This window comes from Bacillus sp. X1(2014) (assembly GCF_007678255.1).
Genome location: NZ_VEED01000009.1, coordinates 156,351 through 179,863, shown reverse-complemented (window position 1 = coordinate 179,863; position 23,513 = coordinate 156,351). Strand labels below are relative to the sequence as shown.

10 protein-coding genes are annotated in these 23,513 nt (G+C 39.3%); all 10 read left to right on the top strand.

What is annotated here, in order from left to right:
• The first annotated feature begins 21 nt into the window (after positions 1 to 21).
• The 10 genes from FS608_RS17725 (at position 22) to FS608_RS17680 (ending at position 23,446) form a co-directional block, all read left to right on the top strand.
• Positions 22 to 3,345, top strand: coding sequence for an SNF2-related protein (locus tag FS608_RS17725; RefSeq protein WP_186328789.1), 3,324 nt, complete (start codon positions 22 to 24; stop codon positions 3,343 to 3,345).
• Entirely contained in the window at positions 3,329 to 5,911 is a 2,583-nt protein-coding gene (dpdF, locus tag FS608_RS17720) for a protein DpdF (RefSeq protein WP_144553387.1), read from the top strand. Before FS608_RS17725 ends, dpdF begins: the two co-directional genes overlap by 17 nt.
• A 98-nt stretch (positions 5,912 to 6,009) precedes the next feature.
• Entirely contained in the window at positions 6,010 to 6,828 is an 819-nt protein-coding gene (locus FS608_RS17715; protein WP_144553385.1) for a hypothetical protein, read from the top strand.
• Positions 6,829 to 6,834: 6 nt separating this feature from the next.
• A complete protein-coding gene (locus tag FS608_RS17710; RefSeq protein WP_144553383.1) occupies positions 6,835 to 10,032 on the top strand; it encodes a P-loop domain-containing protein in 3,198 nt (1,065 codons plus the stop codon).
• Positions 10,019 to 10,675 carry a hypothetical protein gene (locus FS608_RS17705; RefSeq protein WP_144553381.1) on the top strand — a complete coding sequence of 219 codons (657 nt, stop codon included), beginning with the start codon at positions 10,019 to 10,021 and terminating at the stop codon, positions 10,673 to 10,675. The genes FS608_RS17710 and FS608_RS17705 overlap by 14 nt, the downstream gene beginning before the upstream one ends.
• A 15-nt stretch (positions 10,676 to 10,690) precedes the next feature.
• On the top strand, positions 10,691 to 15,154 hold the full coding sequence (gene dpdJ / locus FS608_RS17700) for a protein DpdJ (protein ID WP_144553379.1): 4,464 nt from the start codon (positions 10,691 to 10,693) through the stop codon (positions 15,152 to 15,154).
• The gene (dpdK, locus tag FS608_RS17695; protein WP_144553377.1) at positions 15,147 to 15,653 is read left to right on the top strand and encodes a phospholipase D-like domain-containing protein DpdK; all 507 of its coding nucleotides are present in this window, start codon (positions 15,147 to 15,149) and stop codon (positions 15,651 to 15,653) included. Before dpdJ ends, dpdK begins: the two co-directional genes overlap by 8 nt.
• A complete protein-coding gene (gene dpdD, locus FS608_RS17690) occupies positions 15,650 to 17,902 on the top strand; it encodes a protein DpdD (protein ID WP_144553375.1) in 2,253 nt (750 codons plus the stop codon). Before dpdK ends, dpdD begins: the two co-directional genes overlap by 4 nt.
• 451 nt (positions 17,903 to 18,353) lie before the next feature.
• Positions 18,354 to 21,203, top strand: coding sequence for a PD-(D/E)XK nuclease family protein (locus FS608_RS17685; RefSeq protein WP_144553373.1), 2,850 nt, complete (start codon positions 18,354 to 18,356; stop codon positions 21,201 to 21,203).
• The gene (locus FS608_RS17680; RefSeq protein WP_186328788.1) at positions 21,200 to 23,446 is read left to right on the top strand and encodes a UvrD-helicase domain-containing protein; all 2,247 of its coding nucleotides are present in this window, start codon (positions 21,200 to 21,202) and stop codon (positions 23,444 to 23,446) included. The genes FS608_RS17685 and FS608_RS17680 overlap by 4 nt, the downstream gene beginning before the upstream one ends.
• Positions 23,447 to 23,513: the final 67 nt, after the last annotated feature.

Genomic DNA, 23,513 nt, shown 5'->3' with positions numbered 1-23,513 from the left:
TGTAATAAGGTGTTGATTGCTGTGGTTGGGGAAATCAAAGTTGGTATGTATATTAGATGTAGTATAGATTATGAGCATCCAGACACACCTAGGAGATTCGCCCTAGGACAGGCAGATTCCATAAATACATATGAAGAACAGGTTTCTGTGCAGTTTTTTAATTTAGATAAGCAATTTGATTATTTTTCTCTATATAAAGTCCCTAAACAAGAGAAGTATCACGTGACCCAAGTGGAACACGTTAAGATTCTACCAGATACTAGGGCGGAGCTTCACAATCTGAATCAAGAAGTTAAGATCATACAATTTTCACATGAAGATGAAAAGGGTTATTACTGGTACTACGTTGTAGTCCCATCAGGTAAAGAAAAGAGAATCAAGATTCTTTGTGAATCAGGACTAACAGTCTCATTTAACCGAGCAGATGTAGATCCAGTAAACCAGATCCTGCATTATGAGTTAAACAATCCGAGATGGTACATGAAACGTGAAATCGTTACCAACTCGCTCCATACATTAAAGAATGCAACATTTGGTTTTGATACATTGGTAGGCTCCCGCGTTTATTTGTTAAAGCACCAAGTGGATACCATTGTGAGAGCGATTTCAGAAAGACCATGTCGTTTTATGTTGGCTGACGAGGTAGGTCTCGGGAAAACGATTGAAGCGATCGTCATTATGAAAGGGCTTCAAAAACGTATTGGCGATATGAAAATTTTAATTGTTACACCGGAATCCCTACTTTACCAGTGGAGAAATGAATTATCATTTAAGTTCTGGTCAAATTTTCACGTGTACGGTGAAACGAATGGTCTAGGTGATCACTCCAATGTGCTCTTTCCGTTAGAGAAGGTAAATACAGCAATAGGTGATAAGGTCATGAGGAGAAATTGGGACCTGGTAATTGTGGATGAAACACACCGCTTGCTCTTTCTGGATGAAGAATACGAAAAATTACTCCAAGTCAGCGAGCGGGTTGAAAACCTTTTACTATTGAGTGCAACGCCGATTCAATCACGTCCAAATGAGTTTTTGAAACTTGTTCGCTTGCTTGAACCGAATAAATATTTAACGATGTCAGAAAGTCATTTCGATGAATTATTAGAAAAACAATCCTACATCCGTAGACGTGTGTATCAAATGATGCAAGAGCTCTCGGATTATCAAGAAGATGAGTTAGTGGACGATTTTATTGATAATTTTGAGAAAATCTCAAAACGCCTAGATGATGATATATTTGATCAATTAATTGACAAGATTGATGCTGATTCACAAGACCAAGGATTGGAGCAAGTTAAATTAGCGCTTGCCTATCTAGCGGAAAATTACCAAATTGAGCGTAAGGTCATCCGTCATCGCAGAAAAGAGTTAGAGCAGCAACTTCCTAAGCGATATAAAGAGGTTGTCACCTATCAAATGCAAGGCTCAGATATGCTCTATTATGAAGCTGATGTAAACGAAACCTTACTGAATTACTTAGATAGTATCAATCGACAAGGTTTTGATGCCAAATTAAAAGGTGCCTACCACCGGATCTTCTTATCCGGCATGTATAGTTCACCTTGGGCATTGGATTCCATCATTACAAAACGGCTTGAGTTCTTAAAAAATAACATAACCGTCGATAGGGAGGCATTAAAACCATTATTGCAATTGCCTGCAACACCTGACGAGGAACATTATTTACATGAATTATCAGCCTTGACAAACAGGTGGAAAAGACAAGCAGAAGTAGAATTTAGCAAAACGGAAGATCTCTACAATGATCCTGATTTAATTAAGGGAAGATTAATGTATGTTTTAGACTACTTAACCGAAAATGCGGAAAATAAAAAGGTCGTGATTTTTTCGCAATGGAAAGAAACGATTGCTCAGTTAGAACGACTACTTGTATCTCGATTTGGTGAGGCCACTGTTCGTAGCTTTTACCATGGTAAAAATGAAGAAGAACTTCAGCGAGCAGTTGACGATTTCCAGAGTAAACCAGACTGTCGGTTTATGGTCTGCGACCCGCTAGGTGGGGAAGGACGAAATTTCCAAATGGCAGATTTTCTCGTCCATATTGATATCCCATGGTCGCCAACGGACCTTGAACAGCGTATTGGCCGGATTGACCGTTTAAATCGGGAAAAAGATGTGCTGTCTGTTGTCTTTTGCTCCGAAGAAACGATTGAAGAAGAATTATTCCGTTTATGGGATGAAGGGTTACAAGTATTTGATGAAAGTTTAAGCGGGATTGAAATTGCCCTATATGAGATTCAAAATTCCATTACCAATGCAATTACCTCCAATTTAGAAAATGGTTTAAGCAAAAAGTTAGGGGAAATTAACGCATCTCTCGCGAAAATGAGAGAAAAAGTTGAAGAAGAACGTTTCTTTGATGTAGCAAGGCAATTAGATCAATCGGTAGAACAACAACTGCTATATTTAATTGAGCAATTTGATGAGGATGATGGCGGGGTTCTGGCTTCTACAATGATGACTTGGTCGGCATTATGCGGTTTACACGGAGAAAGTGTCGAAAACGGAACAGCTGTGATGTACTCACCAAAATCATTTAATTTTAAATCCATGAACAATGCTCAATATTTTGTGCCTAATTTAAATGAAGCCAGGAAAAGAGCGTTACGTTCACAGCAATTACGAGGTACCTTCATCCGGAAAAAAGCGATTGAACGAGAAGACCTTATGTTTTTCGCTCCAGGTGATTTACTATTTGATTCCATCGTGAACAATGCCTACGAACTTTACGCCGGACGGTCAACAGCCCTTGAAATTCGAACCAATAGTGTGGATTGGGAAGGTTTCCTTTTTACTTGGTCGATTTCGTTAAATCCGAAACCGTTGATTGAAATCGATGAAAGTATGGATCATCTTTATCATGCACAAGGCTATCTGCCATTGCAGCACTTTAAAACGGTGGAGCAGGTCGGTGGAGATGAGGTTGATGAAAGAACGATTCTTTCGGTAATGTCTGGTCATTTGCCGGATAAAGTATTGAGCCATATGGGGAAACGTGGCGGAGGAAATTTCAAACAGTTTGTAGAAGAGTATCCGCGTGACATCTGGGAAAATATGATTGAAACGAGTTACGAACGCAGTATACAAAAGGTAAGGGACCACTTTACATTAGAAGTTCATGTTGAACAAGCAAAAGAAGATTTTGGACAACGAATTAACTCACTAAAAGCATCAAACCTTTATTACGGTTACCAAGATGATAGCAATGTTAAGTATTTGAAAAAAATCTATAATGCTGTTCAGGAAGGGATTGAGAATCCAATTTTCCGATTGGAATCTGTGGCCTTTATAAGGATGGTGAACATGGTTGGAAAAAATATATGATTTAACGCAGAGGGTCTTGCTTGAGGAAATGGATATGGATGAAGGCATCGAAAAATTGAATCATCTGCTTGAAAATGCCGATATTCGTTTACAATCTACCGCTAGTTGCGTGAAGCGTTTATTTCGTTGTCTTACACAACTATATTCCAACCATAAGCAAACATCGATTTTCGATTTTGCAGGACATTTACGTCAATTTATTCTTATGTTTCAGAAGAAGGTCCAGGTTTCCTATGCATTACGTGATCAACTCATGAGAATTGCCGACCAAGTTGGTTTATATGTGAGGTCGGATGGAGAAGTGAACACCGAATACCCTGAACATCTCCCAGATATGGAGAAAATCCATGAGATTTACCGCTTACCTGAAAGACGAGTGGTAAATGCACCCATTGGGGACGGGGTCTTACACCACATGGCGGGGTTCACAAATTATCGCTCAGAGGCGCAGAAAGTGATGGTGAAGGCTTGCCTGAACATGGAAGAAGGCGAGACGTTAGTGGCTGCCTTACCAACAGGAGGAGGCAAAAGTTTAGTTTTCTTACTTCCTTCTTTCTATGAAACAGAAGGCGGGACCATCGTGGGTTCACTAAGAGAAACAGCAGGAACGACCATTGTTGTAGTTCCTACTGTAGCGTTAGCATTGGATCAAAAAATGTCGGCACAAAAATTTTTCCCTAATGCCCGGGAAGAAAAATTTCATCCCCAGGCCTACTATGGTGGAATGCCGATTGAAGAAAAGCAGATCATTTTAGAAGGACTACGAGAAGGTTCTTTACCCATTTTATATACCAACCCTGAGTCAATCGTCAATGGATCATTGGCCACTGTAATCGAAGATGCTGGTTGGCGAGGGAATATCACTCGGTTCGTTATTGATGAAGCTCATATCGTGCTCGATTGGGGGAGTCACTTCCGAACAGATTTTCAACTTTTAACAGTATTCCAAAAACGGTTGCTGAAGGCGACAAAAGGAAAGTTGAAAACCATTCTTTTGTCGGCCACGTTGACAGATGATGCGACCAGTTTACTAAGGCATCTTTTTTCTCACAATGACAAATATACAGAAATTCGCGGGGACGAATTGCGCTTAGAACCTACTTATTTTATTAGTGAGAGCAGATCAAATCCCGAGAGATATCGAAAAATTACCCAAATCATTCCTTACTTGCCGCGACCGATTATTCTCTATGTTTCAAAATTGGAAGACGCAAGACTTTGGAAAGTTATGTTGCACGAAAAAGGCTATAAAAGTATTGAAACTTTTTCTGGCAATACATCCGATACTGAACGCGAACGAATTATTCGAAGATGGAACAATGATGAAATTGACATGATCGTTGCTACTTCCGCATTTGGAATGGGCGTAGATAAACGAGATATCCGCACGGTCATCCATTGCTGTCTTCCTGAAAGTGTCAATAGATACTATCAGGAAGTAGGTAGAGGAGGGCGCGATGGATTCGGGTCAATTAGTTTATTAAATTATGTATATGAGTATGATACAGCTGTTCAAAATAACTTGACTTCCCAGTCGGTCCTAACCATCGATATGCTATGGGATCGTTGGCATGCGATGTTTGAACGGAGAGAGTCATCAAAGAAATCAGATGAATTTTGGCTGTATATGAATTCGCAGCATAAAGGTCTCTCTGGAGAATCAGGTAAAAGTAATGCTGCATGGAATGAAGCCGTTTGTCTCATGTTGGCAAGACATGGTGTCATCGAGATTCTCGATACCTGGTATGAAACGGGTGAATCCTTTAGACGATTATTGGTGAAGATCTTACACTTCTCCATGGTTAACGATAAGGAACAGTTTATCCACATTCTAGGACCTGACCGTGATAAGGAACGAAAAAGTGTAAATAAAAATCTTAGACAAATAAGAAAACTGGTAGTTGATAGAGAAGAAGAATGTGTTTCTGAATACTTTATTGACACCTACACATATGCACTAGAAGCATGTGGCGGTTGTCCTTCCTGCCGTGCACAAGGAATCGATATCCGGTATCACCGTCCAAAACTTTCGATTCCATTTACGAATCAAATTATGGTGGCAAATGGCGAATTAACAGGCAGCTTGCAAGAATTCTCGGGCGGATTCCAGGAGATTATCTTAAAGGTTAACGAAAACCAATGGAACTCAGAAGAGTTGGTTAAGGTTATTCAGCAATTAACGGATAGCAACGTATCCTCGATGATTTTACCAGATGAAAATGGATTGGACTTGACAGAGGTGGTTCAGAAAGCCCCAACAGGTGAAGGAACGATTAATTATACATTCTTAACGGCTGAAGAATTAGCCACTTATCCATTAGGCCTATTAAAAGGTTCGGTTGCCATTTTCTATAGAAGTGATGAAAAGCAAAATGATAGGTTATTCCTTTGGTCAAGGAATTTTCTAGCAAGACATCCACTTGGAAAAGTGGTCCATATTTCAGTTCCGGACATCATGATTCCTTCAGAGGGAAAAACACTAGACAGCATAATCGATAATATAGCAGTAGATCTCCATGATTTTCTCGAACGACAGGATGACATGTTTATTTCTGAGTTTATGTAAAGATGATATCCTTAGATTTCTTACTTTATTGACCATGTTGTTAAAGTGAATCTAAGGATATTTAAATTGAAAGTTGATAATAGAGAGGATGGTGGAATATGCCATTTGATAACAGGATGAAAAATATGCAGACACCTGGAAGGGTACACGCATTATGCAAGTTTTTACTGTTGGGATCGTATCACGTGGATACAGTAAAGGAATTTGTTCAGCCAAATTCTGCTGATAAAATTCAAGCAAATGAAGTGATGAATCTTGCAAAAAATGGTGGTTTAATCACTGTAGATAAACAGAATTTTGCCCATTTGAATGTACCTGAAGAGGATGTCCGTGATCTTAAGCGATTTGAGCGTTATTTAGCGGTTAAGGCCTTCCATAATACAGATTTTATTTTCGGTCGATTTTCTGCTTGGTTTATTACAAGAAGCGAGAAAGCGATGAATGAATCAAAGGAAGAATTAGCTGAAAGCTTTTTTAATGAAGTGACAAAAAAAGTTCAGTTAACGAATGAATTTAACACAGAAAATATAACTGCTTGGATGACTTGGGCAAATTATTTTGGGCTTGGACATACTATGGATGGTAGGTTTATCGGTAATCCAGCCATAAGAATTCAACGTATCTTAGAATCTGACGAGAAACTTCGCAAAGGAGATTTTATCCCATTTAAAACGTTTATGAAATGGCTTGGTGAAAACTGCCCTGAGTTGGATGGTGGGAAATTAAATCTTAAATACAATGAACAGATTGCTGTTCAACAACTTTCATTTGCGTTATCTCTTGGTTTAAGAACGTTACATGATTTAAATGTCATTACCTTAAAAAATACACGAGATGTGGAAGACATATGGTATTTATGGGATGTTCCTACGCATGAAATAACGAATCAAGTAACCGAAATCATGGTGAAAGGTTGATAGAAAATGGATAGTAAACAATACAAGCAGAAACTTTCGAATGTCTTTCAAATAAATGCAATTACAGTAGATAAAGATTACTTTATGCTAACACATAAGCCTTTCAAAGCAATAAAGATGATGAGCAATAGCCTATTCTTAAGCGGTGAGGAGTTTTTCCATGAGAACGATCTTTATCGGATTATTATGGAAAACCGCCAAAGTCACCAGTTCCATGTCGTTAAAGGGGATAATGGCTCAGGAAAATCGCATTTAATCAGATGGATTAAAGAACATTATGAAAATGATGCTCAAAATGAAGCGGTTATCTTTATTTCAAGGATGCAAAGTACGTTAAAAGGGGCATTACTGCAGATCATTAATTCCAAAGTGATCCAAAATCACGAGACCTCCCATCGCTTAAAAAAATTGATTGATGCTAATGAGCATTTGGATAATCAACATTTAAAGAATATCATTCTCGCACACTTTATGGTGGCGGTCCAAGAGGATGATGATTCACATGAGAAGAAATTGAAACCGAATAAGCGGAATAACTTACAAGATTACCTATCCAGTCAAGAAACTCGTGAATTTTTATTAAAAGAAAATGGACCCATTGACCGGATTCAGAAAAAACTAGCACCTGGTGTAAATAATGAAGTCATGAATGATGTCGATCCTCATTTTGTTCCTCAGGATTTTTATATAACCTCTGCCCAGGCGCAGGAATTAAAAAAAACGGATATTAGTAAGAGAGCCCTCAGGTTAATTGGAGGAATTCAGGAATCAACGCATCCTGATGAGCAGGAAGAAGTGGAAGAATTTCGTGAAGAGCTCGCAAGTTATCTAAATCAATTCCTTGATAAGGTCGTGCAAGAGTGTCTAAGTTTAAGGGGAACGGACCTAAAAGATATCTTTACTCTTTTACGTCAAGAGTTAAAAAAGGAAGGCAAGAATTTAACACTTTTTATTGAAGATATCACATCATTCACGGGTGTGGATAAAGACTTAGTCGAGGTATTAATCACCGACCATAAAGAAAATGATTCTCTCTGTAGATTGATATCCATTGTAGGTATTACAAACGGTTATTATCAAACCTCTATGCCTGGAAATATCAAAGACAGAATTACCAGTCATATAGAAATAGATAATGTCGTTATAAAAGATGAAAATGAATGTGCGGAATTAGCAGCACGGTACATCAACGCTGTATATTTAGATGATGCACAAATCAAAGAATGGAAGAAAAATGGTTATTTACTTGAAGAGTTTCCAATTGCAACTGCATTTAAAAAACACGAATGGGCTAATTTTAACATTGAAGGAAATATAGAATTAACTATTTTCCCATTTACGAAAACTGCACTATGGAACTTTTTTTCAAATCTAGAAATACAGACACCACGTAATTTCTTACAAACAGTATTATTGCAATACATACAAAAATACACAGTCGATGGCCCAAAAGATCAATTTCCACCGGAGATTGATAAAGTTAAAGCTGATTTTATAAGAGTACCCAATTGGAAAGACACAACTACTGAACTTGTGTTAAATAGATTAGTGCCAAATCACTTAAATGACCGTTATCAAACCGTGTTCCGAATTTGGGGGAATGGAACCTTAGACCAACAGATGATAAATGAAAAGAGATACGTTGGCGGCTTGGAAGATGATGTATTTAAAACATTCGGGCTAGAACCCATTGAAGGTATAAAAGGCTCTAAATCAGGTGAATCCGTTATCACACCTAATCCAGACCGGGTAGTTAAAAAACCAGGGGGCGGATCTGGAAGTACACAAATAGATAGAAAGAAACCACCAGTTCTGCCAGATCCATTTATTGAAAAAGTTGAACGTAAAAAAGATCCAACGGTTATCGACAAGCCTAAAAATCCAGAATTGGATGAAGCAATAAGTGAAATCGAGAAATGGGTAAAAGGGGGACCACTACCAAATATATGGATGACAAGTGATTTGATGAAATTCATCCGTGAATATATTCATTGGGATCTGGAAGGTATACCTGCTATACTCGTTAAAGATTTCTTTTCACCAAATTATGTGTTAATTGAAGGACAAACAAAAGGGTTTAAAGTAAAGGAAGAAAATGCTCTCAAGTTTAATAGAAGTATTCAATTGAGATATGCATTAGTAGCTCTTGCACAATATAAGTATGAAGGAAAGGGAAGTTGGAATTTTGATGGTTCTCATATGGCACTTTTATCACTTCATACCTGGATCGAACTTGAAAAAGAACATATTCTTTCTTTCTTGAAAAAACCATATGATTACTCAGGTGAAAAATGGGATATGGAAGAATATGTGATTGCTGCTGAATTTTTTATGACATCACTTATGAATGGTTTTACAGGTAAAGAAAAGAAAGATGAGGAGATTTATCTCCAATTAGTGAAGAATAAAAATAAAGATTTTATCCAACAGCATAGTCAACCATGGGTTAATGTTACAACATCGCTAAACCCTGAACATACTGACTTTTTCAGAAGATATTTTAATAAATTACAGGGTGATGTTAAATTTGCATCTTCAACTTCAACCTTTTTTTACGATGCTTATGACATTATTTCCACGATTAACAAGTTAAAAGCCCAAAACTTTGTTTTACACCTTGATAAATTACCGAAAGGCTCTAGTACCTGGTATACTTCCGTTAACATTGTTTCAAACCTACAATCCGAAAATCTCCTTAAAAAAGCGATTCATGAGGAATTAAAACATTCAACGGTTGTAATTGATAAGATTAATTCCATCTTAGGGGATAAAGTAACCGTCGAGATTGTTAACAAAACGGTCAAAGAAATGAAAGGTCTATTGGATTATTTGATGGAAATCCAGGAACCATTTCAGGCCTCCCAATTTGAAGTTTTATCTCAGGGCATCTTAGATTACGAACAAATTGTGTCAAAAATTATTACGTTACAAGATCTTGCCAAATCAGATTCATCTTTGGAGCAATTAGTAGGATTATCGAATAATCCATCACTTCAAGTACAGCCATTCTACCGTGTATTAGATCATTTTAATAAGTTGATGGAAGAAAAAAGTACGGAGAAGAAACGGAAAGTGACCACATTTAAGACGGAGTTATCCACCTATTCAAGTGATCCACTTGTTGAGGTAAAGGATGAGTTAAATACGATCAAAGACTTTATCTCTGAACTGCATGAAAGGAGTGCAGATCATGCTGTTAAATAAAATTGCCGAAGCACGGAAAACTTTGGAAGAATATCGTGAAATCGATAATCAACTTCGCCAAGCACGAAAAGTCAACCTATTTAGTCAGAGTGCAAAAACAGAAATCAATAAAATCAAAGGGACGTTAGGAAGTTTTCATGCACTTCATCAAATGGATCAAGAAGCTTTTCCGAAGAAGGATTTTTCATATGAAATCAAAAAATTAGAATCCTTATTGAAAACCGGTCTTAAAACGATGAGCCGTGATGAACTAATAGGGTTTTCCAGAGTATTTAAAAGCTTAGATGACGACTTAAAAATGAAGTGGACCATATACGCAGGCAATAAAAACAAAGATATCATCGGCCTGCTTGAAAGTCTGCAAAACATCGTTCAAAACCCGCAGGACATTAGACAATTAATCACAGAATTAAAGACCTTTGAAAAAAAGTGGCCGGTAACACCTGCGACCCTGAATCGTTACAATGACCATTTTGACAGTGCCAACAAAGTGATTTCCGAAATGAATGCTAGTACAGGTGTTCAAGAATTCATAACGAGAGTGGCATCTAATCAGGCAACAGTAGAAGATTTGACCGATGAAGTGATAGCATGGCTGCGTACGAAACAACTGACGAACAAATTAGTGATTAAATTCAAGTAAGGAGAGTTTCCGAGAATGAAGCGAACTGATTTTGACATTCTTGCTGAGGAAATCTTAACGCAGATTGAGTTGAAAGAAAACCAGTTACTTGAATGGGGTTTTATTGGGGGCGGTGTTGACGCAGAAGAAGAGGTACGGAATCTTCTGCGCCAGCCCCCTACTTCTTTTTTAGAAGAATTGGTTGAAAAACAGGGATTAACCGAAGACGATTATATGTCTGTCATCAATAATTTGGTAGATCGAAAGCTACTTTTTCCATTAATAAAAGGGTTGTATCGGTCACGATTTGCGGACACCATTCGGTTGTTGTATTTATTGAAACAGCGCTTTACCCATGAGGATTGGCAATCAGGAAAAAACTTAGTCAGCAATATCAAACCAATGTTGACGTACCGAAAATATCCTCGGCGTGATGTTCCGATGGATAAGATCAATGAGAAACTGAATTCAGTGATTGGCATATCCCATATACATAGAAAAGTCGTTTCGAAATTGCTTAAGGATGGGGAATTATTACTTTCACAATTTCAATTGGATTCATTAATCCGGATTTTAGCCCAATCAAGAAGTAAGTTTGATTCTGGAACGGTGATTGGAGCAGGGACTGGGTCTGGGAAAACAAAATCCTTTTACATACCAGCATTTGCTGCGCTTATTGAGACACTTTATAAGGATCAAACGAATTGGACAAAGGTAATTGGACTCTATCCGCGCGTGGAATTGTTGAAAGACCAATATCGTGAAGCGCTTTCAGAGATCTTGACACTCAATTCACTCTGTGAGGACCTCGGGATTCGCCCACTGACGATTGGCGGTTTATATGGGGACACACCACAGCGGGCTTCTGATGTCCACTCACACAAAGACCGGAAATGGAAAAAAACTAAAGATGGCTACGAATCTCCATTTTTTGGTTGCCCGAAATGTTCGAGTCCGATGATTTGGTTGGAAGAGGATGTGGAAGAGGAAACAGAACGTTTACATTGTTCGGATTGTGACATGGTGATTGGTGAGGAGAATATTTTCCTGACCCGTCATCGCATGAACAAATCAGCACCGGATATCTTGTTTACGACAACCGAGATGATTAACCGAAAACTGCCAAATTCGTATGAAAATGATTTATTTGGCGTATATTCATCACGCCCGCCACTGTTTATTCTTTTAGACGAGGTCCATGTGTACGAAGGAGTAACAGGTGCACATGTTGCTTATTTACTGAGACGATTAAAATATTTATTGAAGCAATTCAATCCGCATCGGGGGATTCAATTTATCGGTCTCTCCGCAACTCTTTCAAATCCAAGCAGCTTTTTCTCACAATTGGCTGGTTTAGAGGAAAGGTATATCGAGTATATTACTCCGGCGGATCCCGATTTAGTGTCAGAGGGTGTGGAATATAATTTAGTGGTCCGTGGTGACCCTTTCTCCGCCGCAGCACTATTATCAACTTCTGTTCAAACTGCGATGTTACTTGGAAGGATGCTCGACCCCATTAATCAAGATGTATCAAAAGGGGCGATTGGCTCCAAATTATTTGGATTTACCGATAAACTAGATGTCATTAATCGCTGGTTTCATATCGAACTGGAAGCTGAAGGCAAAAATAATCTTAGTAAGTACCGTGATGAAGGCGAGATTATTTCTTTAATCAAAAGTAATGTTTTGACCAATACATTTAATGAGCGCTCCAAAACCGGACAAATCTGGGTTACACCAACAAGAATTGATCCAGAAGCATTAAAATTGCCGATGCAGGTAGATATCACATCATCGCAACATAAAGGCGTTAATGAAAATGCGAAGCTGGTTATTGCTACAAGTACATTAGAGGTAGGGTACAATGATCCAAAAGTTGGGGCTGTCATTCAACATAAAGCACCGCGTAATTTAGCGTCCTTTTTACAAAGGAAAGGACGTGCTGGTCGTGTTCGCGGAATGAGACCCTGGATGGTGGTCGTTTCGTCCGCCTATGGGCGTGACCGGTTTGTATATGATTACCCAGAATTATATTTTCAACCGAACCTAAATGAAATGTATCTGCCGATCCAAAATTCGAATATACTCCGGATTCAAATGGTGTTTTCGTTTATGGAATGGTTGATGGACCGCCTTTATAAACAGTCGAAGCGACTCGATGTTCGTGATAAATTAAGTGCAACAGGAAATATTCGAAATCGAAATTATTCGGATATTATTTTAACCAGTATTCGTGATGTTTTGGAAGGGCATGACAGGGATCTCATCGATTACTGGAAGAATTCACTTCAAGTCGATGAAGAAACCGTTAAAAGGATTGCCTGGAGCGAACCACGGTCAATCTTCTTTGATGTATTGCCAACGGTTTATACACAATTGAAAGAACAGTTTTCCTTTATCCCAGTGGAAGAACGCTCCACAAATCCATTGATTGGGTATATCCCGAGGACGTTATTTTCCTCGCTGGATATTTCAGAACTCGCTCTGCATATTCCGAAAGCGGAAAAGGTTAATTATCAACCGCTTGTTCAAGGGATGATGGAGTTTGCCCCTGGAAATGTATCCAAGCGCTATGTCAATGCCTATCGCGTGAAGGAAGCACATTGGCTCTCCATGAATGAGGATGGGGTTGTGGATGTGAAATCAGAGGTAATGAGTTCCCGTTGGATTGAAACCGTTCAGCATGAAGAGCAAGCAATTGGTGTTTATGAACCGACATCACTTACGTTAGCAACAATACCACCGGATATTTCAGACCGCTCAAGTGGAAGGTATAATTGGAATTTAGACATCCAACCGATTCAGCATACATCAAAGAACAGTATAGAATTTCCGATTCAAAGTGCATTAAAAGAAACGTTTGAAAAAATTGAGTATTTTACGAGTGATGAACATAATTCCGTCAAAATGACTAGGTATGCGATAAACGGAGAAGGGGTCAAGAAGACAACAAAGGGTGAAGAAACACCATTTGTTTGTAAGTTCGAATTCCAAGGAAAAGATTGTGCCATCGGATTTCAACGCTATGTGGATGCGATTCGCTTTGATGTTAAAAGCGTGAATACGCTAGAGTTAATAAAGTCTCAACTAGGACAACAAATCTATGCTGTATCGAAACCAGACTTCTTTGATTATCTGTTAAAAAATGACCCTGACGTTTCGCAAAAAGTAAATGTCTTTCAACGTCAGTGGTTGTTGCAAATTGTTTTATCTTCCGTGACAGCGATTAGTATTAGTAAGAACATGACATTGCCTGAAGCTATCAAGGAAAATAAGCGGGACTTAGTGAGGATTTCAAACCGGACATTAGAAGCCATCTTCCTAACCACGATTGTCACGGATGAAGATAATAGCGGGACTACCGATGATACAAAGGTAAAGAAAACACTGCAGGAATTCATTGCCAATTCTTCGTTAATGAATCGAATATTAATGCATTTAGAAACGCTGGAGGGAGATTTAGCAAAAAATCAAGACTTCCACGAGTGGATGAAGCTAACAATCATCGATTCTATAGCTGCGACTATTAAAGCAGCGCTTGAAGAAATGCTGCCAGATGTGAATACGGAAGATACGAATGTAGATGTAGTGGAAAATAGTATATGGATTTCGGAGACAGAATCTGGAGGCTTGGGAATTATTACAAAGATTGTTTCTTCACTAAAGCATAACCCATCGCTATTTGAAGAACTCTTTTCGAGCAATATCAACCATTGTCCAAGAAATACCATTGCGTCTTCACTTAAATCGGTGCTGAATCATATTGAAAAAGAGAACCTATCTTCTTTAATTGAAAAGATCCGCATGGAACAAAGGATGGAGGTTCAGCAAGGGTACTTACGTCAGCTGCAAGGTGTGCTTGACCAGTTGGGAATCCCGCCGAAACGCGATTTAGTGATCGGGATGTCAGGCAAATTTTTCCGAAGTAATCGATCGAAGCAAACCGATTTGTTTATGAAAGAAATTCATGAGTTCTGGGAGAATGAGCAGGAACGATTACAATTTCAAATTTCACCAAATGTATTTTCGGTTGCGAGTTTACGTCGGGATGAAATTGCTAGTAAACTAAAGGTTCTGATGCAAGCAGTGAATTTACAGTTAAATGCAGATAAACAAACCTTTTTATTCTTGGAGTCGTTTTTACTCCATGATTGTCATGATTCATGCCCGGAATGTTTAAATCTATACAGTCCCTATCAGTCATTTTTAAAACCTTCCAGGCTTTTATTACGGGCATTAGTGAAACCTACCCATGAAGTCCATCACTATCCAAGTTCTGAGTTCATCGCAAATGCAACCAAAACATTGGAAGCAGAAAAACGCTTAAGGGTTGTGGTGTCGACAGCAGATCGGGATGGTTTACAACAGAAATTGTTCCGTTTATTCCATACACCAATCGAATTCAAATTCCAATTGTACTATCCGTTCTTAGAACGAGTCACAAACAATGGCGACAATTGGTTTTATGATGTCAGTGTAAGGGAGGTTTCCTATGTCTAATCGAATCATTCGTTCCTTCGGAGGTAGTGATGTACTCCGGGACTATCTTGTGTCTTTGTTTGTTGCCGAAGCGATGAACCCCAGTAGGGAACTCTATTTGATTTCACCGTTTTTGAGCAACGCACCCTTAATTGAGAACCGGCATAACCAGTATACCGATGTGTTTCCGATGATCAAATCGAAAACCATCTATCTCTCAGACATCCTTTCGACCTTGGCTTGGAAAGGGATGACGGTAAGGATTATTTGTGATCATGAACGGGAAGAGACCAAGCCATTGATTGAAGCCCTTTATCACCAGGTGGATTTTCGAAAACTGGAGCAAAATCATGATAAGGGCTTGGTCACCGATCATATATTTGTCCATGGCTCCATGAATTTTACGTATAGCGGAATCTATTTAAATAAAGAAAGCATTCGGACAACAGCGAATCAATCTGAAGTGAATGAAGCTCTAATTGCCTTTCGGCAGCGTTGGGAGGAGGCGGATGCGATATGAAGACAGAGTTCATTCGATTTTTATTAAAAGCGAACGGGTCCAAGTATAAAGTAACCGAAATCAACCATGAACTGTTTGTCGATCATCCTGTCTGTCAGGAAATGATCGACCGTTATGCAAATGGAGAAACGGCAATCCTGCCATTCCCAATGAAAAATGAAATCCTATGGCTTTGTTTACAAGGTGACGAGCAAAAACTTACGATTGATTACGCTTCGTTGAAAAAATTCATTTTTCCCTATCGTAGTGATGAACAAGACCAAAAGCGCTTGTTTAGCCGACAAGCCTCTGAATTAGGCCGATTAGGCAGTGAAGTTTTTCCGAATGGCTTCTATATGTATATGACAACTGTCGAGAAGGAATCAGCGATTTGGGATTCGTTAAAACTCTGGATGACCGTTGCGGATCGAAAGCCAGTGATCATCTGGCAAGAATCCGTAATCAATGCCTATACCCTACGGAACAAATTTCGCCAACAGCTCGAATTGAAAGAGTGGGGTGAGGCGGAAAAAACGCTCGGCGTCATCCGTGAAGGACATTATGTTTCCGATGAAAATTTTCTATTTCTTCAAGTCGAATTATGGTCCGCGCAAAACAAATGGAAAGACATTTGGCACTGGAAGGAATACGAAGCACTTTCAGGACTTCAGCGGATTCCGAAGGACGTAAAGGTTTCATTGTTAACGGCCTTTTACTTTGTAAAACTTGCAGATTTTGAAATTGAAGGCCATTTCGAAGCAAGTTACGAGAATTTTAAGGTCAATCGTTTCCAACTCAGATTGTTACTAGATACCCACCTGGGAATTGCAGAGGACCATATCTTACGAATCTTTGCATATGAAGCAACCGTTGAACAGAACCGAGAAAAACTCAACTTTATTAAAAATCAAGTCAAACTAGAAGACACGTTGGCATTAATCGCATTTTTAGAATCCAAGTTTGTGGTTTCAGTTGAACCACCGGTAAAACCTACTCTTTCTCCTGAAAATCGTGCAAAAGAATATCTGTTAAATGGTCAAATTGATGATGCCTATTTAGCGCTTCAAGCATGCAGTCTTTCGAAAGAAAAAGTAGGGATGTTGGCGGTAATTGGGTTTGAAACTTTTTCAAGCGATGTCCAAAAAGAGGCGTACCAATTATTATTAGAACTGCCTCAAACAGCACAAGATGAATTAGTAGAAGACAGCCATACAAAGAAATATATTCAGTTTATTAAGATGGCCAATGAAGGAATCCAGAAGAAACCAAGTCAAGAAGACATGAAATATACATGGAATCATTGGTTTCAAAAGGTGTTGGAAGTGGAAAGTGGGTCTCTCGATCATTTGTTCGATGTATTATATGATGAGGAAAAACTCCCAGTCTTCGTTTGGTCTCCTTCAATGATCGCTGAATTGGGTAGTTTAATGGAAGAAGTATATCTGACATCCTTTGATTCGAAAAAATCATCAGTACTTAAGGAAGGTATCACGGTATTTATTTCCGAACTAACGCGTGATAAAGAATTCCCACGTACGATGACAGCCGATTTATACGGGTTTGCAGTCGAATTACTATTGCTTCACTTAAATAAAAACAAAATCAATACTAATTACCTTAATCGTTTGCTTGAAGGCTTGCTGCAGCTAAAAATGCTCGAAATCAATAAGTATTGGGAATGGGCTCGGGACTGGTATGACGTTACGCCAATGAAGATTATGATACCAAACCTATTATTTACACTGGAGTTATTTTACGATTATGGTCAAGACCTGGATCAGCTGAGAGATGTTTGGAATCAATGGACATCTACGCTCCTAAATGGCATTGCGCAAGTGTCTCCTGCAGAAATTCATGACTGGATTAAACTCGGGGAAAACATTGGCGGCGAATTATTCCTAATCAACACGGTTCGTGACCTTGTGAAAGAAGAGGTTGCCGAGGAAGATGAGATTGCAAGTGCACCGGCGGCGTCAATTGTGATTTTTACCTTAAGGGAAAGTTCCGCCAAGCGTGCGGCCGAGCAACTGATGAAGCGAAATCCAAAGTTGAAGATTCGCATCAATCTCGATACCCATTTGACGACCCAAGCCAAAAGTCAGGCCAGCAATTCAGATGTCGTCGTGCTCGTCACAACCGCGATGAAACATGCACTCTTTTACGGGATTACACCATATCTAAAAAGTGATCCAGTCTATCCGAGCTCATCGGGAACATCAAGTATTGTGGCGGAGATTGAGAAGCATTTTAGTAGCGTGGTTGCGGTTTAAATTTGTGAAGATGCGACATTACTTCAGTTACTAGCGTCTGCAAAATAACCGTAGATTTCCGCTTATATTCAATATGAGGTTCGTTATTTGGCAAATAAGCGGAGTTTTCCGGTTATGTCATACAAATTGGTTTGTTTTTCACGTTTTTGTTGTAAATAGGCGGAAATTTGCGTTTATTTTGGCTGATTTCAATGCTTTCCAAAATAAGCGGATATCTCCGTCTATTTTGATCTTAATATTTGTGCATAGTTTCACAAGTGCTGGTAAAGTACTTGTGTAACATAGGAGTCCTCTATGTTACACTTTCATAAAATCCAAAGCATTTTGGTCACATAGGACTTATTCTATGTGACCCTTTTTTGAGTTTTCCTATTTTTTGCAATTGTAAGTTTGAGGTACCATTTTTTTGCTATAATGATAGTATGAATGTCGACATGGATGGTGAGACTGCTTGCTAAAGCTCATAACATACGAAGGTAAGCGACCGGATGCGTCGCAAATCCGAACGAAATTAATTGAAAAACGAGAATTTCACTATATTGTTGCCACGAAGGCATTAGAACAAGAACGCGCGAATGAGCAACTATTACCTGCACACCAATCTCCCCAAAATGAATCGAAACCGATCGCTGTCTTTCATCAATTACTAAGGGAATGGGTTGGCGGTGCTGCAATGATTGCCTCCCGCGGCGAAGAGAAAACAATGATTCGAAGATCCATTCAGAAAGTGGCCGATACGGATGAAGTGTTGAAAAATGTTTTACGTCAGGACGTTTCCTCCTGGGTGAAGGCATTGGCCGACCTTGCGGCCGTTGGGCACGATTTAACCAAAACCATTCCAACCCATTTGGAAAACCAATTGGTTAACCCATTTGTCGGCCAACTTTTACAGCAACTTCAGCAGGAGTATGATCGAGAATTTTTCCTAAATGACAAATGTTTATTTGAAAAAGAAGCACGCTCGCGGATACGTAATTTAGTCGAATACGTAAAACCTCTCGTTATCATGGAAGGCTTCACGTTTTTAACACCACTGCAAAAGTATTTTGTGGAAGTTTGTGATAAATTCGGTCGTGAAGTCGTATTTATTGTTCCTTATCATCATGAGCAAAGCCAGGGATATGAGCGGATTGAAACCACCTATTTTAAAGACCTATTGATTTCAACCCGTAGCCATTGGAAAAACGAGCCGGTTTCAAAGAAGGAAGATTTACACTATTTACAGCAAAACCTTTTCGGTAAACCGTTTCAAGTAAAAGATTGCACCGATCAATCGGTGGAACTGATCAATTTTCCAACTAGAGACCGCGAAATATTATCATTTATTGAAACATTAAAAACATGGTTTGATGGTCGCTATAAACCGAATGAGGTTGTTATCGTCGTGAGACGGTTACATGAATTCAAAGAAAAACTTCAAGATTTTCTCCATTCCTCAGGATTAACCTACCTTGACGATAATGGAAATAGCATTCTTGTAAAAATTAAAACATCACCGAGATTATTACTATTGACACCAGTCGGAAGGTTTATTTTAACCCTTTACGATAGTTGGAAAGACAATCAGATCTGCATTCAAAATGAACAATTCGAAACTGTGCTGTCCTCTGGTTGGCTAGGTGCCTCGATCCAGGATTCGACCATCTCGTTTCGGGCAATCAAACATCAGTTTTTCCTACATTGTGAATCAAAGCTAGACTGGATGAAAGCGTTCAACGATTTAGAGAATGCCATCAATGAAGACCAAACAACATTATCAAGCCGAATGCCCATTCATTCCGTTACAAGCGAAAATATTGAACACTGGCGAAAAACTATCAACATTCTAGAAGAAATTTGCTCAAGGCTTTTTCAAGCAAAAAAAGGCGGAATTGCAAAACACATAAGAGTATTGCAAGATGAATTGAAACGTTTAGAAGTAGAGAATATCCGCCAATATGAACAAGATGTCCTAGTGAAAATCCAGGAAGTTTTTGAAGAATTAAAGAGCCTTTATGCTTTAGACATTACCCCATCGGAATTTGGGGAAGCCCTCCATGCCCTCGTGAATCAACAACCAGACGATCAAGACGAGGACGGAACAAATGAACCTGTTCCTGGTGAAAATCTGCTATGGATAACCACTCCAGAAGGAATCGACGGTATGGAGCGAAAGGCGATTCTATACCTTGGCGTGGATAATCAACATGTACCAGCAAAATTGCCAATGAACTGGCCATTTTTCACTGATGAACGGGAAGAACATCTGCAAAAAGAACGGTACATGTTTTTGACGGTTGTCAGGGCAGCGACAGAACACTTAATCATGACGTCTAGCCGGAATGACGGGGATAAAGTGTTGAAACCAAGTGCTTACATGAGCGAGATAGCACGATTGTTAAATCGAAAAATAACCACTCCGACTACGAAAGATTTAATTGATGCCAGCCTGGCACCTGAATTTGTCCCAAGTTTTCATCGAACACCGCACCGAAGAAAGAAATTTCTTTTGACAGATTTAGTTCAATACGGCTTATGTCCGCTACGGTATAGCTTAGAAATTCGTCATCCTGAAGCAAAACAGTATCGGAATGATTGGCAATTAGAGGTTTTTGCCCAGGGCGTTTGGATGAATAAAACATTTGAGGCACTCGCTCGTTATTATGATGCAAACCGTAAAACGAAAGGTGTTGAGGCGGTCTATCAGTTGTTTTGTCGGGCAATGACACATGTGGAATCAGAAGTGAAAAAATTATTTCTTTCCTTTGATGATGTGATCTGGCATGGAATCAGACAACAAGTGGAAAAGCAAATGAAATATTACGCAGTAAATTCCAAGGATTACCCCGTCCATTTTGAAAAAGGGCAGAAGAAAACTTTTGATTTACTTATGGATGAGAATTCTCAACATCTGGTCAAAATCGAAATCGTTTTTCCATATTTTATGGTTTCTGGGATTATTCATAAGCCCTTATTGGACAGTATTTCAACATCCGAATGGCTGCTCCCAGGGAAAAAAGTGGAACAGAACGAGGAAGAGGAACGAAACGCAGAGGAAGAAGAATGGTTATTTTCATCGCTTTATGAAGCAAGACAATGGTGGAGTAAGACCGCCGATGGAGTTTTAGCAGAAGGCAAGCAAAATCGAAATAGTTTTGAAGAATCACGGTATCAACATTATCTGCAGGCAAAAGAACGAATCAAGCATTGGATAGAGGATATTTGGAATAACAAGTTCCCTGCTAATATCGGTGACCATTGCAAGGTTTGTCCGGTACGAACAGAATGCTTAGGTGTAGAAATGGAGGGGACTTACTATTGAACCTGAATAAAGTAAATGAGGATTTGGTTCGCGGGGGGCAACCCTTAACCCTCCAGCAGGTAAAAGTAGTCGACCATGTGTTTGCTCACAAGGTGACAGTGGTCTCAGCAGGAGCTGGAACAGGGAAAACCCATACAATGATTGCGACTGTTCTCCATATCCTTGATGTCAATCATGAAGTGAAAATCGATGACTTTGTGTTAATTACATTTACCAATGCGGCTGCCGATGAAATGCGGAACCGTCTAGGTGAAAAGCTAGAGGACCGATTAAAACAAGCCATTGATGAAAAAAACGAGGCTAAAACAGCTTTTTGGTTTGAGCAAACGGAACGATTAGCATCCTGTTTTATCGGAACGATTCATTCCTTTTGCTCCATGCTCCTCAGAACATTTGGCTATGAGGAGCGTATTCCCCATGAAACGGAAGTGTTGACGGCCAGAAGATATTTTCTGGAGTCAATGAGAGACACGATGAATTTTGCCATGAATGATAGGGATTTGTCGGTTTTGTTTCATGACCTGAATTGGCCACCATATGAAATGAGAGCTTTCCTTGAAACCATCTATGAGGCTTTGAGAAATAAAGGGCGTGACATGAAGGATGTTCTTGAAGAAACAATACAGCAGCAAGTAGATAATGGTCATTATCTTAGAAAGGCTATCGTAACCTTTTTGAAAAAATTAGATGAACAATACAGCGCACTCAAGAAAAATAGCGGCGGAGTCGATACAACCGATTTGTTAATAATTACGGCAAATGTGATGGAGAAATATGGGGGTCACATCCTCCACCTTTTACAAAAGCGTTTTAAATATGTATTCGTGGACGAATTCCAAGACACCGACAAAATTCAAAAGCGCATCCTTGATCAGCTAATCCCTGCTTTAATGGGTGTGTTGGTGGTAGGTGATCGTAAACAAGCGATATATGGATGGCGTGGTGCGGATGATTCGGTCTTAACCAACCTGGCTAAAGAAAGCGGAATGGAAAAGCCACTCGTTTTATCCGTCTCAAGAAGACCAACTGCACCGTTATTAGAGGCACAAAACCATTTATTTCAAGCGATGAGTACCAGGTATGAAATAATGGCGGAATTATTAGAAGGACATGCATCACAAAGAAGCCCGAGAGATTCATTAACGCCTTTCCATTTTGTGTTTGCTGAAAAAGCTAAATTGCCGGAACGAATAGCCAAAACCATCACCTATGTAACTCGATTAGTAGATAAACAGATAATCGACATTGATGATAAACATGAGCCAAGATTCATTCAATATCGTGATATTTGCATGTTATTCCGGTCTAATCAACAGTTAATGAATTATGCAAAAGAATTAGCAAATCGGGACATTCCCTTTGTCATCGAAGCAGGAGGTAAGTTTTTTCAAAAACCAGAAATTGTTGGTTTTTACTATATACTGCAAGCAATCTTAAGGTATCCGAATGATGTCGCACTCGATTTACTGTTACAAACCCCATACCTACCTGTTCAACCCCATGATTATACGTTAAGGAATTATGATCAGGACAGCGATCCATTATGCGATTGGTTGGCATCTGATGAACGGGTTCGCACCTGGTACAATGGGATGATGGAAATCCGCAAGCGGTCAAAAATCGATTTAGTACCGCAATTGTTAATGAATTTGCTTGAATTTACTAAAATTCGTGAATGGTATACAAAAGTGGAAGACTATCAAGCAGTGGCCAATCTTGAAAAACTCGTCATGTGGTCAAGAGATTTGATGGATTCTGAAGCTTTGACACTGCAGCAGTTTACGGACCGCTTGCAATTAGCGATTCTGGCGGAGGAAGAAATGGACGAAGCAGATATTGGCGAAGAGGCGGAAAAGAAAGATGCCGTCATCTTATCTACCATTCACTCCGCAAAAGGTTTGGAGTACCCGATCGTATTCATACCAGAATTACAACGACCATTAACAAGTGACCGCAATATCCCTCCATTCTTTGCATTTCCTGGCGAGGGTCTCGATGTGAAATTACAGGGAGATGTCGGTCAATCCTCTGAGTTTACAGAGCGTGTGAAACGATACAAAATGGATTTGCTAGAAGAAGAGGCGCGTGTTTTATATGTTGCCGTCACGAGAGCAAAAAATGCGGTAGTATTTACAAGTGGTGGAAGCAGTAGGCAATCAACCCCTGAATTCTGGTCATGGAAAGATGAAGTGATACCAGCATTTCGATCCATGCCAAAACAATTAAGATTGGGGACTAGTTAAACTGGAATTAATGAGCAGTGCGAAAATTGTCGACAGAACGAAGAAAAAATAGTAGATTAGGTTTATC

Bases quoted from the DNA above. Each gene is read 5' to 3' on its own strand.
- FS608_RS17715 (WP_144553385.1), top strand. From the start codon at position 6,010: ATGCCATTTGATAACAGGATGAAAAATATGCAGACACCTGGAAGGGTA.
- FS608_RS17710 (WP_144553383.1), top strand. From the start codon at position 6,835: ATGGATAGTAAACAATACAAGCAGAAACTTTCGAATGTCTTTCAAATA.
- FS608_RS17705 (WP_144553381.1), top strand. From the start codon at position 10,019: ATGCTGTTAAATAAAATTGCCGAAGCACGGAAAACTTTGGAAGAATAT.
- dpdJ (WP_144553379.1), top strand. From the start codon at position 10,691: ATGAAGCGAACTGATTTTGACATTCTTGCTGAGGAAATCTTAACGCAG.
- dpdK (WP_144553377.1), top strand. From the start codon at position 15,147: ATGTCTAATCGAATCATTCGTTCCTTCGGAGGTAGTGATGTACTCCGG.
- dpdD (WP_144553375.1), top strand. From the start codon at position 15,650: ATGAAGACAGAGTTCATTCGATTTTTATTAAAAGCGAACGGGTCCAAG.